Below are 15,046 nucleotides of genomic sequence, written 5' to 3'. Positions count from 1 at the left end.
ACAAAGAGGGCCGCACAAATTGTGCGGCCCTCTTTAAATCGCATTATCCAGATTCTCCTGTAGATCGCCCTGCATCAAGTGTTGGGCAATGGCTTGGTTCAGTGCCTTATGGGTGTGATAATCTCGATGGCGCCGTCGTAAAGGTCAGGGATGTTACGGGTGCGGCAATCTGCAAAGATGTCGATGGAGCGGAGGGCCAGCCGCTCGTTTTCGGTATCCACTTCATAGAGGATGACCGCTGGTTCACCCTCCGGTGCGCCCTCCCAAAAGAGCTTGATGTACTCGATCTTGCCAAGATAAGTCCGCATCGCTTTTTCATCGGCACAGGCTACTCGGATCATTTTGGCCAGCATCATCAAATCGTCGATGTATTGGGAATACACGCAGAACACATCCTCGTCAGAGTCGAAGTGAAACAGACCCACACCGCTGTTGTTTTCCTCGAACTCCCGTATCACGCCCCGGACCAGCCGCTCCCAGTCTCCGCTACTTCCAGTCAGTCCCAGCCGACGGAATTCTTCCGTCCGGAATCCATCGTTGATTTTAAGCAGAAGAGAGAGCGCATATCCTGCTCCCTCGCCGGGCAGGAGGGTGCGCACCGAAGCTACCCGGGCGCGCAGGGAAAGCACTGGGTGCAGATCCAGCTTTCGTTCTGTGTGGGCATCATTGCTGAAGACACCGTAAAGGGCGATTCCTGCCCGTGCCCAGGAACATGGCTGAGGCGGCAGATTCCAGATGCCGTAGCTTGCCTGGATGTGGATTGCTCCCGTGTCCAGGCCGTGGGTCTTGAGCCATCGAACTGTTGCGTAAAATCGTTCTAATTGCGTGCAGGTAAAGGACATATCCTCCGCTTCCAGGCTGTCCGACACACACAAATGGGAAAATACCCCCTCGATATTCAGATTTGGCAATTCATATAAATGTTGCAAAGCCTTATGGTCCTCCGCCGGAATCCCCAGGCGATGCATACCCGTATCCAAAGCCAAGTGGACTGAGAGCGGCACACCTTGGGCGGCCAGCGCTCGGCCGTGATCCTCATCTGCTACCGTCTGGACGAGCTTCCACCGGCAAATCTGGAATGCCATACCCGGCGGCGTGTAGCCCAGAATCAGGATTTTTCCCTGGATACCCGACCTCCGCAGAGCGATTCCTTCCTCCAGGCAGGCCACTGCAAAGGCCTTCACTCCCTCTGCTTCCAACCGCCGGGCCACAGGGATTGACCCATGTCCATATGCATCAGCCTTTACCACAGCCATCAGGTAGCAGCTGGAATCCAAGGCTGCCTGGAGGGTTCGGGCGTTATAGGCCAAAGCGTTCAGATCCACTTCCCGCCAGGCCCGACTTATTTCCTCACGCATATCCCGCTCCCCCTTCCAAAATCCGGGGCGGCTGGGCCACTACGGTGCATCCCGCCGGAACATCCTGACACACCACCGCTCCTGCGCCGATCTTTACTCCGTCGCCGATGCGGATATCCCCCACCAGCACTGCACCCGCTCCGATGAGACACCCATTTCCCACAACAGGGGCCCGACGCTTTACCTCCCCGATGGTGACATTCTGATAGATCCGACATCCCGCGCCTATGGTGGCGAAACGGGAAATATAGACTCCGTGGAGTCCGTGTGGCAGCAGCGGTTCTCCCAAGATCACAGCGCCGGGCCCCACATAGCCTCCGTGCCGTCGGGCGCTGCGGTTGAAGAAAAAAGTTAAAATATCCCGGATCATCTTCCGCTTTGCCCGGTTCCGCAGGCGGTAAAGGCACCAGAAGCCCGTCATTCGGTCTCCTTTGGACCAGTCAGTAAAAAATTCCCGCAAAGACACGACCTCTCACCTCCAGGTGGTAACCACAAAGCCGCCGCAGTTGTCCTCCGACACCTGACAGTAGCTTCCGGGTTCTGAGAGCAGATCCTCACGGACTGCCTCGTTACAATACCAGATATGGAACATGTGGGAGGCTGCGCAGACAGTCAGAGGCCGCTGGGAAAAGTCTCGGCGCAGTATCTCCATGTATTCCTCCAGAACGATCCCCTGTTCAGCCATGAACCTCGCATGGGGCACGCCCACATAGCGGAAATGCCATGGCTTGCAGGCAATACCGGTGACCGCCTCTTTCCCGGCGGGATAACGCAGAATGAAGCCATAATCCGCCGCCTGCTTCCGGAAGGCACCGCACACACCGCTATAGGGGAAATTGGGGCGGATAAAGTCGATCTCCTCCGATGCCAAGCCCAGATCAATGGCCAGACCGGTCTGATGTTCGCTGCACCCGGGGAGGGCCACATACTGCCGAGTAAACGCCTCTCCTTCCTTGACCAAAGTATCATCCCAGATGGCCTGCTGCTCCTCTTGGCTGCGCCAGCCGGATACTGGAACGATGACATGTTCGCCTCCTACCGCCCGGATGCAGGCGTTGAGGAGTCCCGCTGCCCGCCGCTCCAGCTGGACCCCTGGCCAACGGGGATCCACGCAGACCAAGTCCGGCGAGGCGGAGGTTGCCATGGAGTGGGCAGCGTTTACCAGCAACAGAGCGCCGGTGGTCCGTATAAGAGTTCTCATACGCCCACCTCCGCCTCGATGATGCGGGTGATGAGGGTGGTGAAATCCAGCCCCGCCGCTTTCATCATGTTGGGATAGCGGCTGTGGGCGGTGAAGCCGGGAATCGTATTCACCTCATTGAATACGATCTCCCCTGCCGGTGTAAGAAACAGGTCCACCCGTGCAAAGTCCTTGCAGTCCAGTGCACGGTAGATGGCCTTGGCCGCCGCCTGGATCTCCGCCGCCTTTAGGGGGTGAATGCGAGCGGGGCAGTGGATAGCGGAGGTTTTCAGGGTGTACTTTTCTTCAAAGTCGAAGAAGCCCTGGGAGAGTTCGATCTCATCCACCGCGCCCACAGTGAGCTCATCGGTACCCAGTACGGCACAGCCTACCTCGAAACCTGGGATAGCCTCCTCCAGCAGCAGTTCCCGGTCGTTGGCAAAAGCGGCGGCGGCCGCCCCGGGCAGCCCCTCTGGGCCGGTGACCCGGGTGATACCAAAAGAGGACCCAGCCCGGACGGGCTTCACGAAAAGGGGATAGCCCAGTTTCGCTGCTGCCGCTTTGATTTCATCCATCCCCGCGCTTCGGCGGAAGACTACACTTCGGGGCACCTTCACTCCGGCCAGGGCGGCCAGCTTGTGAGCCCGGTCCTTGTCCATACACAAGGCAGAGGACAGCGCGCCGCAGCCGATAACCGGGATCCCTGCCAACTCCAGCAGCCCCTGGAGGGTGCCGTCCTCCCCGTTCTTGCCGTGGAGCACCGGAAAAGCTGCGTCAAAAGACAGTTGGGTGCCACTACCGTCCAACAGGAGCAGGTGGGACACTCCCCGGCTGAGGACCAGGGTACAAGGGACACATTCAGTTCCCTGCCAGCGATCAGCGGGGATGTTGTCGGGTGCGCCAGTGTAATAGAGCCAGCCGCCGCTCTGAGTGATGCCCACCAGCAGGGGCTCAAATCTACTCCGATCCAGGTGGGTCAGTACCGCATGGGCTGACTGGAGAGACACACCGTATTCGGTGGAGCAACCGCCAAAGAAAATCAAAATACGGTTCATACACAAAAACCTCCTATCAAAAAGCGCCTTGTTTCGCTACCAAAATGGTAACAAAACAAGGCGCCGCGTGTATGAACACTCTCTTTTAAAATTACTGCAATTTCTTGTAGAAATTCTTACAATTTTCTTACCGAGGCAAAGTAACCGTGAAGAGCACCTCTTCTCCCTCACTCCGAGCGGTAACGGTGCCACCGTGAGCCTCCACGATCTCTTTGGCGATAGCCAAACCCAGTCCGGCGTTTCCGGTGCGGGTGCCCCGGGAGGTATCCAGACGGAAAAACTGCTCAAACATCCGGGCAAGCTTTTCCGGGGGAATAGTAGGGCCGGCGTTGCAGAAGGTCATCACGATTTTTGTCTCTTCTGCCCGGGCTGCCACTCGAAGAACTGAATCGGAGTAGGCATAGTGGCAGGCGTTATTGAGCAGATTATCGAAAACCCGGGCTATTTTGTCCGAATCACAGACCGCCCGCAGCTCCCCGGGCAGGTCCAACTGGCAGGTCATCCCCCTCTGGGCCAGGACCGGTCCAAACTCGCTGCACATCTGCTCCAGCATCCGCTTCAGATCGGTGTCTCCCTTCTCCAGTTCCAAATGGGTAAGGCTGAAGCGGGTAATATCAAAGAATTCATTGATGAGGTCCTCCAACCGCTCAGCCTTCTCCAAGGCCACACCGGTATAGCGCGCCCGCATGGCCGGGGAGAGCTCTGGCTCGTCCCGCAGAAGGGTGAGGTACCCGATAACGCTGGTAAGGGGTGTTTTTAGGTCGTGGGCTAGGTAGACCACCAGGTCGCTTTTCCGCTGCTCGGCATCTATGGCCGCCTGAGCGGCCCGCAGAGCCTGTTCCCGGGCCAGATTCAGCTGGTCCTCGGCATTTTTTAGTCCTTGCGGCAGACGGATCGGAGCATCTGTAGGATGGGCCAGTTCCTCCGCCCCGGAGAGCAGCCACTCCAAATCCCGGGCAGAGCGTGCAATAAAATAATAGCTGATGACCACCCAACCCGCCAATACCACCACGATGCAGACGAACACGATATAATCCCGCACCCAGTCAAGAAATTGATAGAGGGGATTGTTCTCATACCAGGTAAATCGGGAGCACACCAAGAAGCCCAGCAAAGCCAGGGCGATCACCGCCGTCACCCAGGCAGCCAGAGCCAGCAGGTAAAGCGCCCAGGTACGCAGGCCAGCCCGTTTTCCCCGCTCTTCCCGCTCTTTTTGAATCCGCTGTTTACTCAATGGTATATCCCACCCCCCAAACCGTCTTGATAAATTTCGGCTTGCGGCTGTTCTCGTGCATCTTTTCCCGCAAGCGGGCGATGTGGCTCATAACAGTATTGTTGCTGTCCATAAACTTTTCGCCCCAAGCTGCCTCAAAAAGCTCCTCGCTTGACACCACCTGGCCCTGCCGGCTACACAGGTACCAAAGGATAGAAAATTCCAAAGGTGTAAGGGAAAGCTCTTCCTCAAAAAGAAAGCACTTATGATTGGCTTTGGAAATCTGTAGTCCCCGAATGTCGTACTCCTGGGGGATCTCCTCTCCACAGCCGCTGCTTGGGTTGTAGCGGGTGTAGCGCCGCAGCTGGGTCTTTACCCGCGCTACCAACTCCAAAGGATTGAAGGGCTTTGTAATATAGTCGTCTGCCCCCAGGGTGAGGCCGGTGATTTTGTCCATATCTTCCACCTTCGCGGTGAGCATCAGGATGGGAAAGAGATGCCTCTCCCGGATCTTCTGGCAGAGCGTAAATCCGTCCATATCCGGAAGCATCACATCCAGAATGGCCAGATCCAGCCGCTTCTGCTCCACACATTCCAGCGCCTGTGTGGCAGTATAAAATTTGTGGACTGTGTATCCTTCATTTTTCAAATAGACATCTACCAAGTCGGCAATGGCTGCCTCATCGTCCACAATCATGATCTCTGCGCTCATCTTCATGATCCCGCCCATCCATTGGTCTGACAGTTCGACCCGCAGGCCGTCCTATTGCCTCACTATACCACAAACGCCATGACAGAATCAACTTTGCAAAGGCGTGTTGTAGGTAATTTACCCTTGTCCTACGGTCACCTTCTATTTTGGATTTCTCTGAAAAGTGTTCATCCTTTTCTTAGCACCATTTCGTTATACTTATGTACAAGGTGGTGAGTCGATGGAATACAGCGACTTTGATTTAATACGCGGCATCAAATCTGGTAACAGAAGTGCGCTGGATATTTTGATACGGCGTTGGTATTCCCGTATCTACGGATATACTTTTAAAATGATTGGGTATGAACAAGATGCTTATGATATCACCCAAGATGTGTTTGTTGCTGTGATACAAAACATAGGAAGCTATCATCCTTGGAAAAATTCAATAGCAATATTTTTACGATCGCACACAATAAGTGTATGGGCGACTTTAGATTTCACAACCGAACTCTATCGGTTGATACCATATCAAACGAGCAAAGCAATTTCTCTCCATAGCTTGACGACATAGTTCTTGATGCCGTTTCTATCCAAAAAGCTTTGGAGAAACTTCCTACCATACAGCGCGAAATAATTTTTCTTTATATTATTGGGGAAAATAGGACCATAAAATAGAGCTTAAAATTGACTTACTACGAATGCAGACATCCGTCTCGGTACGATTAGACTGAAATGGATATCCACGTTGATTGACCAGCCAAAACATTTCTCAGACGTACTGTAAACCAAGTTCTCTCTAAAATCCGGTCTGAAAAGGCGCATTCGTTAACTACATCCTAGCCAAAGTTGCTGAATAAAAATAACAAAAAAAGACAAGCGTTCTTACAGCGCTTCAAATGCTATAAGAACACTCGTCATGGTGCAGTTGAGCAATCCAAATCCGAACCTGTTTTCTGATCGGCCAATGCGGTTTTGAGGTCATCAAAAGTGATGGTCGTTGTCCCTTCCTTGTAGTTGAAGGTTATCACCATTTTGTCATCGTACAGGAAAATAGCGTTGATAAAAGTGTCAATCAGCATCTTACGGTGGGACTTTTGCCGTACATCCAGTTTGCGGAAGCGTTGGAGCCAGAAGGTCATAAACTCGGCGCTGACCTTGGGCTTTGCCAGCTTCTCGCAGGCAATCTTGGTTTCCAATTCCTCTTTTGTGGCCTCAAGTTCTTCCAGACGGCTTTTCGTAGACTTGGTTAAGATTCCCTGCTGGATGGCATTCAACAGATTTTGAATGGCCGTGTCCGCCTCCCGCAACTGCTGTTCATAGAGGGGAAGATTGACATTCTCCCTGTCCTGCAAGTCCATCAGCATAGACACAATGGCCTCTATCGCCTCATCGTCCATCACCATTTTCATGGTTTCGCTGACTACCAAATCTTCAATCCATTCTTTGCGGACAGACTTCTTGTGGCACTCGGTGCGCTTCTTCTTGACGGACACGCACTTATAGTAGTGATGGACATTCCCTGTGTGGCTGGTGCCACTCTCGCCACAGAGATAGGCCCCACAGTAGCCGCAGAATAACTTGGTTGTCAGTAGATAATCGTCCTCGGCCTTGTGACGGGCCGGGGCCTTTTTGTTCTTTGCCAGTTTCTCCTGCACCCGGTCAAAAAGGTCTTTGGGGACGATGGTGGGAATACCGTCCGGCACCACAATGTCCCGGTAGGTGTATTCTCCGATATAGCGGCGGTTGTTCAAAAGATGCTGTACGCTATTGTAGGTCATCTTCTGGCCACGTGTGTTCTTCACACCCTGCTCGTTGAGCCAGTCACGGATGGCTGTCATGGTGGCTCCCTCGTCATAACGCTGGAATGCCTCCCGGACAAAGGGAGCGGTAAGCGGGTCAAGCTGGAAGCACTGGTCGCTATCAATCAGATAGCCGATAGGACGGGTTCCACCGTTGTACTTGGATTTTAAGGCGTTCTCCGTCATGCCCCGCACTACCTTTTCGGACAGATCGGCGGAGTAGTATTCGGCATAACCCTCCAGCACGCTTTCCAGAATGATGCCCTCGGCCCCGTCGGAAATGACCTCGGTGGCGGACACCACCTTGACCCCGTTCTTTTTCAGAGCGGCCTTGTAGCGGGCGCTGTCGTAGCGGTTGCGGGCAAACCTGTCCAGCTTCCAGACGATAATCATATCGAATAGGCGCTTGCCGCTGTCCTTGATCATGTTCTGAAATTCCGGGCGGTTGTCGGTCTTGGCGGAAAAGGCCCGGTCAATGTAGTGGCGCAGGATGGTAATGCCGTTCTTCTCGGCAAAGGCGGTACACTCTCTAATCTGGCCCTCAATGCTTTCCTCCCGCTGGTTGTCGGAGGAATAGCGGGCATAGATAACGGCTTTCATATTCTCACCTCGCCGCTTGTTAAAATACCCATCATTTGACTTGCCTGCACGATCCGTTCAAAAGCTTCTCTTTGTGAGCAAGTTAGATTTGCGTGCATAGAGGGGTTCCGGTAAGCCATAAAAGCACCCTCAAAGATAGACTTAACACCTTTACGAAAATTAGCTCCGCTTATTTCTGATGTATCGCAAAACTGATAGAAGCCATTGTCTGAAAGTAATGCACCAATTAAACCCGCTGCATCTTTAGGAATAGGAGAGTTGGGTTTCCCTTCCTTAAACAATTCTCGCATTCGAGTTTCAACTTCTTTAATGGCGGCTTCACAGGCGGCGGCAAAATGACCATCACAAAACAGCCCTTTTGAAACAGCAATGATTCGAGGGTGAATGTCCTGCCAAAACCGAGTATCTATCGGTTCCGAAGAAATGTGTTTGATAATTATGAAAAGCTCTCCAAACGCGGCTGAATTCAACAGCATCATGCCATAAGGAGGCTGGGGAACAGAAAAAAGTATGTTCTTTATCTCTAATAATTCATGGCCATAAAATGGGTATTCGTACTGAATATTTGTCGAAATCGTCTGCAACTCATTTTGTATTTTCCAACAATCGGTTTGTAGGAACGCTGGTAAGGCTCCTGTTGAAAGTTGGGCGTTGGTACGCTGTAGCCAGTCTTTTATTGCAGAAATTTCTCTTTCATATATAACCTTCATTCTCCATCCTCCATCATGCGGAACAGGGTTTCTTTCAATTTCTCATTCATGGGAGATTGCGGATCAAAACACATCTCAATAAAGCGGCGCATTTCCTCACGCTCTGGAGCGGCTTTGGGCTTAAATGCGTATGTTACCCCTTGAGGCTTGTCCGTTCGGGCAAAGATATAATCCAAAGATACATCAAAGTAATCCGCATAGCGACGGAACAGTTCTACAGGTGGGGTGGACTGGCCATTCTCATAGCGGTTGATACTGGACTGTGTGGAGCCGATAGCCTCGGCCATTTTTACCTGCGAAAAACCAACACTTTCCCGCAGAGCCTTCAAACGATTACCCACTTCTTTCATCTTTCAACCTCCTATCCGGGTTAACTTTATTATAACCCGAATAACGTGAATTTTCAACTCAGAAATAAAATTTTCTCTATGCGTTTTCTCCCATCTCGGCCCGCAGGCCGAATAAAGAAACGGCGCAGACCAGCCCACCATTCATGGGCTGATCTGCGTCGTTTCTTTGGGTTTTGGATGGGGTGCGGACATAGATGCAGAAATGCAATCTGTGGCCACACACCGACAAAATCGGGGGTTTCCAAAGGGGGCCTATGCTCCCCTTTGGCACACGACCTTGCTTGCAAGGTGTAGTGTGTTATACCTGCTGGCGCGGCTGACAGGGGAAACGGGGTGCGATGCGGTTTGCACCCAGTTTACACTGGCAGGAAAACGGGCAGGAGTTTGTGAGCGGACGGGAAAAAATCCTGTTCGTTTTCAGAGAGCGGCGGTAGGTATATGCGTCGTACTTTTGCACAGGGCACAACAGACATGAATTATCGCGGCAGCACTTTTACCAACGTTTCGAGTCGATCTTTATTTTCTTGACGAGTCCTTTTTCTATAACCCAACTTATCGCAGATATACTCGATTTTTTGAGCAAAAATATCCACACTTAATTTGGACATACACAACTCACCTTCTTCATTCCTCGAACTTGTGTGCCACTGTTGCTCATCGTCCAAAGGATGCTCTGGTCGGAAATCATATATGTTAAAAATCTTATGCTCAATTTGGGTTATCCACGCTGCCCCCACCTCAATTAGTGCACCCCATGATTTCTTTGTATTGTTGCTTGTAACAAAAATCACATATATCTTTTGTGTTGAATAACTATCGACGAAGAAGTCACGAAGATAATCATAAATTCCAGATTTTCCAACGTCGCCTTCCGGGATGCGCGACACTTCATCATCGCAGTTTGTATATATAATATCCTCTGGCGGCACATTATTAAATACAAGCATATTATATACAACGTCAGCCAAGTCCTTATCGGGATATGTCTGGCTTATTAAAATTTTCTTCTTCTGAGTGTCAATTATACTCTTGATACCCATATCCGGGCTGTTAGAGTTAATCTCTTCGGAAAGTATTGATTCTACTTCATTTGCCTTGTCAGTAGAAATCCCAAATCGAGTTGATATTTTTTGCGCTGCTTTTTTAGCGGTGTTCTTTCGAAAAGAATCAACGGACCGGCGAAAAGATGCTTCACTCTCTCGTTGCTGTTCTAATTTCTTTTCTTCTTTTTTCTTTTTTCCAAGGTTGACAAAAACATCCCGCTTTTTCAAAACATCTGGAAGTAGCGTGTTTCGAACATAATCCAAAACTGCTTGATACCGTGGGTCGTCAGATTTATACCCTTGTCTATTACTGAGTGCCATATCTGGTAGCTCAGTAAGTTCAAAAATATCTACATGAAGCTGGCCGACCACATATACTTCCGGCAATTTGTTTTGACCGACAACCGGGAGAATATTGAATTCTCCCATTTTCTGATTAGCGTATAATGAAATAAAGTTGTCCGGGAAATCCGTCAACTCCGCTTTTCGTCCGCGCGTTGATGTATATGTACCTATCCAGCCCTTAATTTCCACGTTGTAGTCATGTTCGACGTTTTCTTTGTCTTTCATTCTGATAGGGACAGTCGCTAAGGGCCTATTATCTAAAAGGTCTGCAATTCTTCCCGGGAAAGGTGTTTTGAAATAAGACTCTAAGTGTTTGAACTCATCTCCTAAAGTTATTAACGTAGATAGTTCTGAAATCATTTCCTTATCGAAATCTTCTATAATTACCGTCTCTGTGCCGCGACATAAATGAATTTTGAAGTCTTTATTAACTAACGGGAATATTTTCAGAAGGTTTCTCTTTATGGCCTTTAGGGTGCTATGTAATTTATACTGAGGACTTTGCATCACAATTGAAGTCCCGTTACCAGATATTTTTTCAAAGGTTATTTGTTCATCTGTAAGTGGAATAAGCAAATTATTCTCACCTATATGGCGTGAGAGTATAAAACCAGACTTTTCTCCATCATTTATCGTCTTAACAAGTACATTCTCGGATACGGAAAGTGCCGCCAGCTTGCCAACTCCTTTCCGCCCCATTTTCTTCCTATTAAGCGGCGTATAAGAATCCTCTTTGCTGTTTCGTGATACGGCAGCCACGTTAAGGTATTTCTGAACATCCCCTTTGGCATAAGACATCCCTTTTCCATCATCTTCAACCGTAATATCATCCTTATTAGCGATGATATACACATTATGTGCATCAGCGTCATATGCATTTGCAATCAGTTCGGCCAAAACGTAGTAAATGTTAGTGTACAGACTTGGCCCAAGCAATTCCAGAATACGCGGGTCAATATTGAGTTTATACTCCTTGTTCATTTTTATTCACCGCCTTCTTTCTCATTTTTGGCAGGCTGCTAATTATACTTTGTCCGATGATTTCTCCAAGTCTTGGGGGTACGGCATTGCCTATGTGGCGGGCAATTTTCCTGATTTGAATCGGCTCTTCAGGTGGAACGAACTGATAGTCCGGAGGAAATGACTGCAAGATTGCTCCTTCTCGAAGAGTAAGTGCTCGATCTTGATCAGGGTGTCCAAAACGTCCAGTCCCATATCCAATAAATTGCGTTGTTATCGTTGGGGATAGATCATCCCACCTCATACGACCATATACCGATGCATATGTTTTACCCTTTTCTGATTTGTGGCACTTTAACTTTAATGCATCGGGCCAATCGCGCCAAGTTCCACCTGGACGAGAGTTCCTTATTCGCTGCAAATTGATGCTTGACAATGCTGGCGCGATATGCAGTGCATCATCCTTATCTGCTTCTCCTGCTTTAACTTCTGGCAGGTTTCCAATTGCCTCTCTCACTGTTATATATCGCTCATGCGTCGGTGTTGGAATCTTTATTTCTTTTCTCTTTGACGCCAACAAAATCAGACGTTTACGCCGTTGAGGCACACCGTAATCCGCCACATTAACCACATCATAATTGACCACATAGTTCTCCTCTTTGAGAGTGTTAACAAAATCTAAAAACACCTTTTCTTTTTGAAGTTCTGGAACATTTTCCATCGAAACAATATGCGGTTTAACCTCTTTTACCAATCTGGAAAACTGATATAGTAATTTCCAATCTTTATGATTAGAGCGGTGCTTTTTATCCTTTTGATGACTTGAAAAAGGTTGACAGGGGGCGCACCCAACTAACACTTTTACATCTGCCCCACGAAGCAGCGCTCGTACTTCTTTTCCAGTAACCTCATCAATGCTCTTTTTTATAAACTGAGAATGGTTGTTGTGTGTATAGGCATATTCGCATGAACCATCAATGTCTATTCCCGCCACGACAGGGATACCTGCTTTCTGCAACCCGCATGTTAGGCCACCCACGCCGCAAAACAAATCAACTGCTTTGATTGTCATCTACGTTTCCCCCAATATCCATCAGAGTTAACGCATTATCTTATCTAATTGCTCGACCAATGCGCTCTCATTTTTCTTCTTCAACTCGCACTCCCAAATCCGCAACACCGTCCAGCCGCGCGCCTCGAACATGGCCGTTACTTCTCTGTCGTGTTCCATGTTCCGTTCGCGCTTCTTCTGCCAGTATTCTTGATGATCGGCAGGGCGAGTGTTTCGGCAGTCGTGTCCATGCCAAAAGCAGCCGTCCACAAACACGGCGATCTTTTTCTTTGGGAATACGAAATCTGGATGCCCTTTTACTGGGTGGTTTCTACGCCAGCCCGTAATTCCGTTCTGTTTGAATATTTCAATTAACCGCAGCTCGGTGGACTTGTTCTTTTTAGACTTGACCTGACGCATAATGTCAGATCGTTTTTCCGCATCAAAAACATCCGCCACGACAAATCACCTGGCTTCAAACTCTATACGGAGGCTAGGATCGGTTTCCGCCTCCAGCACAATTTTGTTGTACCGGTCGATGATACTGGAGAGCGTGGAGTTCCTTTTGGCCTCGTCAAAAAGGCTGTGTTCGTAGACGTTCGCAGACAAGAACTGCTGAATATCCCACACTTCGACGCGTCCGGCCAGTCCGGCATCCTCTGCAAGATTAAGCGCGGTATGTACGCGCTCAAAAATCGTGATAATAACGGGGTGGCAACCAGCGCGGAGATTTGCTTTACATTTTTCAATCAGTAACGCTCCGGGCATAGTCGTACAGTGAATGACTGTATTGCCTATGACAAAATCGCCGTTTCGGTCTGTGGGGCCGTCCGCCACAGAGGCTCCGTGGATTTCAAAAGAACCTTCCGGCAGAATTAAGCAGAGTTTTGCCGCCACAAGATGCTGCAACACCGTGCCAAGATACTGCGTGCCGGGATTCTGCTTTTGACGCTTTTTTGCCTGTTCAAACAGGTCGTCCAGATTTGCGCCGATTGTTTTTGATGTATCTGCGGTCAGAACGAACGGCTGATTTCTAAAGTATTCGCGCACCTGCTCGGCCCAAAAGTCCTCGACTACGGAGAAATCTACCGCTTCCTCTGCGTTCCATGCGTTCAGAAAGTCCACATATTTAATCATCAGGCCCATGCTGCCTCTGCTGGTTCTCCCACCTTCAGAAGACAGTTGCTGGGTGATGCCGTGTTCCTTCAAAATCTTTTTCAAGTTGGCCCCGCCAAGCCCAGCGACCTGCCCTTTGCTACTTGTCTGGAAGTCGTCAGGGTTCAACGGGAAAGCCTTATCTCTCACCATGCGAGTAAACTGCACGACCAAAGAGAGAGGCCCCTTCGTGGTGATATGATTTTCAGATTGAAACGCCTTTAGGCGTTCTTCGGGACTAATCATCGTATACCGCCTCCGCAATTTTGGTTAGGAAACGTTCTCCTATAAACTGCGCGACCGGCGCGGCTACTGCGTCGCCCATCGCTTTATATCCGTCGTTATAGCTTCCGGGAAGTTCAAAATTATCCGGCGCTCCCATCAGTCTGGCCGCTTCGCGTACGGTCAAGAGGCGGGCGTGAACCTGGCCGTCCTTCTTGACAACCAGATACTGTTTGCTGCTCCCGCCTTCCGGCGTCCGTAAGCAACCGGCAATTCCATCAAAGCGCAGCTCCAGCTGCTGCTTTCCGTTTCGCGTCCTGCGATAACCTGTGACGTATGCAGTGTCGTGTGTCCGCAATTTTGCCCAATGCCGTTCGGGAACCAACTTCAAAACGTCATCTTTATCAAAGACTGCGTCATCCTCGACAATATCTTTGAGAGATGTGGTTCGGCGCAAAAGCTTTTCCGTATACCACCAAATCCATTCCGGTAGTTCACGGCCCAACTGCGTTGCAACGTTGTTATGCAGCCAACATGGCCCGTCGCCTATCAATTCCTCCGGGATAGAGCAGTCCTTCTGCACAGCGATAATAAATACTCTTGGCCTGGACTGTGGAACAAAATGGGAAGCATTCAGCAAAACAGCTCCGCAGCGATACCCTCGCTCTACAAGCGCCATATGAAGAACCCGGTAATTATCGCCGCCGTTTGTCGAGAGTAAGCCCGCCACGTTCTCCAACAAGAGAATCTTTGGTTTATCGTCCATCTCGTCCAATACGCGCAGCCATTCCCAAACCAAACCGCTGCGGGACGCATGAATTCCACCGATAGAACCAGCCAGAGATAAATCCTGGCAAGGGAAGCTAGCCCATGAAAGATGCGCGAAAGGCAGATCAGCGCCTTTGACGTTCTTGATGTCATCCAGAATAAACCGTTCACACCCGAAATTAGCTTCGTAAACAGCCGCTTTCTGCTCACTGATATCGTTTGCCCAAACCGGCGTGAACATTCCTCTTAGTCCATACGCAACGAGACCGCTACCTGCAAAAAATTCATGCATCGTCCAGGGAGCGGAGGATAGGTCAATATTCTGTTTTTGATACATGGTGCTTTGAAGGATCATTTCTTTCCCTACCTTGTCCTCGTTTATCGTTTGTCGGCTTCTCCGCATTTTCCGGGATAATCCAGATACGGCTCATACGCGTCGCGCCTGCGATGCGGTTTTCTTTACATAATATCTGGACTTGCCGCGGGGTTACGCCCCATTTTTCGGCGGCTTCTTGAACCGTTATATATCCATTCACTTGCGAC

Annotated in this window: 15 protein-coding genes; 1 reads left to right on the top strand and 14 read right to left on the bottom strand. The window is 50.0% G+C overall.

Translation table 11 applies throughout. The features are described from left to right. Positions 1-98 precede the first annotated feature (98 nt). The 6 genes from alr to vanR form a co-directional block, all read right to left on the bottom strand. The gene (gene alr / locus ACEVJL_RS16830; protein WP_425475192.1) at positions 99-1,358 is read right to left on the bottom strand and encodes an alanine racemase; all 1,260 of its coding nucleotides are present in this window, start codon (positions 1,356-1,358) and stop codon (positions 99-101) included. Continuing rightward, entirely contained in the window at positions 1,351-1,779 is a 429-nt protein-coding gene (locus ACEVJL_RS11090; protein ID WP_235396148.1) for a serine O-acetyltransferase, read from the bottom strand. The genes alr and ACEVJL_RS11090 overlap by 8 nt, the downstream gene beginning before the upstream one ends. A gap of 51 nt (positions 1,780-1,830) precedes the next feature. Beyond that, positions 1,831-2,559 (bottom strand): M15 family metallopeptidase, encoded by a 729-nt coding sequence (locus tag ACEVJL_RS11085; RefSeq protein ID WP_374737874.1) that lies wholly within the window; start codon positions 2,557-2,559, stop codon positions 1,831-1,833. Beyond that, entirely contained in the window at positions 2,556-3,593 is a 1,038-nt protein-coding gene (vanG, locus tag ACEVJL_RS11080) for a D-alanine--D-serine ligase VanG (RefSeq protein ID WP_374737872.1), read from the bottom strand. The genes ACEVJL_RS11085 and vanG overlap by 4 nt, the downstream gene beginning before the upstream one ends. A 127-nt stretch (positions 3,594-3,720) precedes the next feature. Continuing rightward, on the bottom strand, positions 3,721-4,827 hold the full coding sequence (locus ACEVJL_RS11075; protein ID WP_374737870.1) for a sensor histidine kinase: 1,107 nt from the start codon (positions 4,825-4,827) through the stop codon (positions 3,721-3,723). Next, a complete protein-coding gene (vanR, locus tag ACEVJL_RS11070; RefSeq protein ID WP_235396346.1) occupies positions 4,820-5,518 on the bottom strand; it encodes a VanR-ABDEGLN family response regulator transcription factor in 699 nt (232 codons plus the stop codon). The genes ACEVJL_RS11075 and vanR overlap by 8 nt, the downstream gene beginning before the upstream one ends. A gap of 220 nt (positions 5,519-5,738) precedes the next feature. On the opposite strand from vanR, the gene ACEVJL_RS11065 reads away from it, so the two are divergent. Beyond that, positions 5,739-6,071: an RNA polymerase sigma factor gene (locus ACEVJL_RS11065; RefSeq protein ID WP_374737868.1), complete on the top strand. Its 333-nt coding sequence runs from the start codon at positions 5,739-5,741 to the stop codon at positions 6,069-6,071. Between the two features lie 343 nt (positions 6,072-6,414). Here the strand turns inward: ACEVJL_RS11065 and ACEVJL_RS11060 are convergent, their stop codons facing one another. The 8 genes from ACEVJL_RS11060 to ACEVJL_RS11025 form a co-directional block, all read right to left on the bottom strand. After that, positions 6,415-7,899, bottom strand: a complete 1,485-nt coding sequence (locus ACEVJL_RS11060; RefSeq protein ID WP_374737866.1) for a recombinase family protein — start codon at positions 7,897-7,899, stop codon at positions 6,415-6,417. After that, positions 7,896-8,609, bottom strand: a complete 714-nt coding sequence (locus ACEVJL_RS11055; RefSeq protein ID WP_374737865.1) for a TIGR02391 family protein — start codon at positions 8,607-8,609, stop codon at positions 7,896-7,898. The genes ACEVJL_RS11060 and ACEVJL_RS11055 overlap by 4 nt, the downstream gene beginning before the upstream one ends. After that, on the bottom strand, positions 8,606-8,959 hold the full coding sequence (locus ACEVJL_RS11050) for a helix-turn-helix domain-containing protein (protein WP_374737863.1): 354 nt from the start codon (positions 8,957-8,959) through the stop codon (positions 8,606-8,608). Before ACEVJL_RS11050 ends, ACEVJL_RS11055 begins: the two co-directional genes overlap by 4 nt. A 476-nt stretch (positions 8,960-9,435) precedes the next feature. Further along, positions 9,436-11,328 carry an ATP-binding protein gene (locus ACEVJL_RS11045; protein ID WP_374737862.1) on the bottom strand — a complete coding sequence of 631 codons (1,893 nt, stop codon included), beginning with the start codon at positions 11,326-11,328 and terminating at the stop codon, positions 9,436-9,438. After that, positions 11,312-12,379, bottom strand: a complete 1,068-nt coding sequence (locus ACEVJL_RS11040) for a DNA cytosine methyltransferase (protein WP_374737860.1) — start codon at positions 12,377-12,379, stop codon at positions 11,312-11,314. The genes ACEVJL_RS11045 and ACEVJL_RS11040 overlap by 17 nt, the downstream gene beginning before the upstream one ends. Positions 12,380-12,406: 27 nt before the next feature. After that, the gene (locus ACEVJL_RS11035) at positions 12,407-12,817 is read right to left on the bottom strand and encodes a very short patch repair endonuclease (RefSeq protein WP_374737859.1); all 411 of its coding nucleotides are present in this window, start codon (positions 12,815-12,817) and stop codon (positions 12,407-12,409) included. 6 nt (positions 12,818-12,823) lie between these two features. Continuing rightward, positions 12,824-13,759, bottom strand: coding sequence for a DUF4928 family protein (locus ACEVJL_RS11030; RefSeq protein ID WP_374737857.1), 936 nt, complete (start codon positions 13,757-13,759; stop codon positions 12,824-12,826). Beyond that, positions 13,752-14,858 carry a DNA cytosine methyltransferase gene (locus ACEVJL_RS11025; RefSeq protein WP_374737856.1) on the bottom strand — a complete coding sequence of 369 codons (1,107 nt, stop codon included), beginning with the start codon at positions 14,856-14,858 and terminating at the stop codon, positions 13,752-13,754. Before ACEVJL_RS11025 ends, ACEVJL_RS11030 begins: the two co-directional genes overlap by 8 nt. Positions 14,859-15,046 lie beyond the last annotated feature (188 nt).

The organism is Flintibacter porci (assembly GCF_041925195.1).
GTDB lineage: Bacteria > Bacillota > Clostridia > Oscillospirales > Oscillospiraceae > Lawsonibacter > Lawsonibacter porci.
This window is presented reverse-complemented; position numbering and strand designations above follow the sequence as displayed.

Bases quoted from the DNA above. Each gene is read 5' to 3' on its own strand.
- alr (WP_425475192.1), bottom strand. From the start codon at position 1,358: ATGCGTGAGGAAATAAGTCGGGCCTGGCGGGAAGTGGATCTGAACGCT.
- ACEVJL_RS11055 (WP_374737865.1), bottom strand. From the start codon at position 8,609: ATGAAGGTTATATATGAAAGAGAAATTTCTGCAATAAAAGACTGGCTA.
- vanR (WP_235396346.1), bottom strand. From the start codon at position 5,518: ATGAGCGCAGAGATCATGATTGTGGACGATGAGGCAGCCATTGCCGAC.
- ACEVJL_RS11040 (WP_374737860.1), bottom strand. From the start codon at position 12,379: ATGACAATCAAAGCAGTTGATTTGTTTTGCGGCGTGGGTGGCCTAACA.
- vanG (WP_374737872.1), bottom strand. From the start codon at position 3,593: ATGAACCGTATTTTGATTTTCTTTGGCGGTTGCTCCACCGAATACGGT.
- ACEVJL_RS11050 (WP_374737863.1), bottom strand. From the start codon at position 8,959: ATGAAAGAAGTGGGTAATCGTTTGAAGGCTCTGCGGGAAAGTGTTGGT.
- ACEVJL_RS11045 (WP_374737862.1), bottom strand. From the start codon at position 11,328: ATGAACAAGGAGTATAAACTCAATATTGACCCGCGTATTCTGGAATTG.
- ACEVJL_RS11085 (WP_374737874.1), bottom strand. From the start codon at position 2,559: ATGAGAACTCTTATACGGACCACCGGCGCTCTGTTGCTGGTAAACGCT.
- ACEVJL_RS11090 (WP_235396148.1), bottom strand. From the start codon at position 1,779: ATGACGGGCTTCTGGTGCCTTTACCGCCTGCGGAACCGGGCAAAGCGG.
- ACEVJL_RS11030 (WP_374737857.1), bottom strand. From the start codon at position 13,759: ATGATTAGTCCCGAAGAACGCCTAAAGGCGTTTCAATCTGAAAATCAT.
- ACEVJL_RS11065 (WP_374737868.1), top strand. From the start codon at position 5,739: ATGGAATACAGCGACTTTGATTTAATACGCGGCATCAAATCTGGTAAC.
- ACEVJL_RS11060 (WP_374737866.1), bottom strand. From the start codon at position 7,899: ATGAAAGCCGTTATCTATGCCCGCTATTCCTCCGACAACCAGCGGGAG.
- ACEVJL_RS11025 (WP_374737856.1), bottom strand. From the start codon at position 14,858: ATGATCCTTCAAAGCACCATGTATCAAAAACAGAATATTGACCTATCC.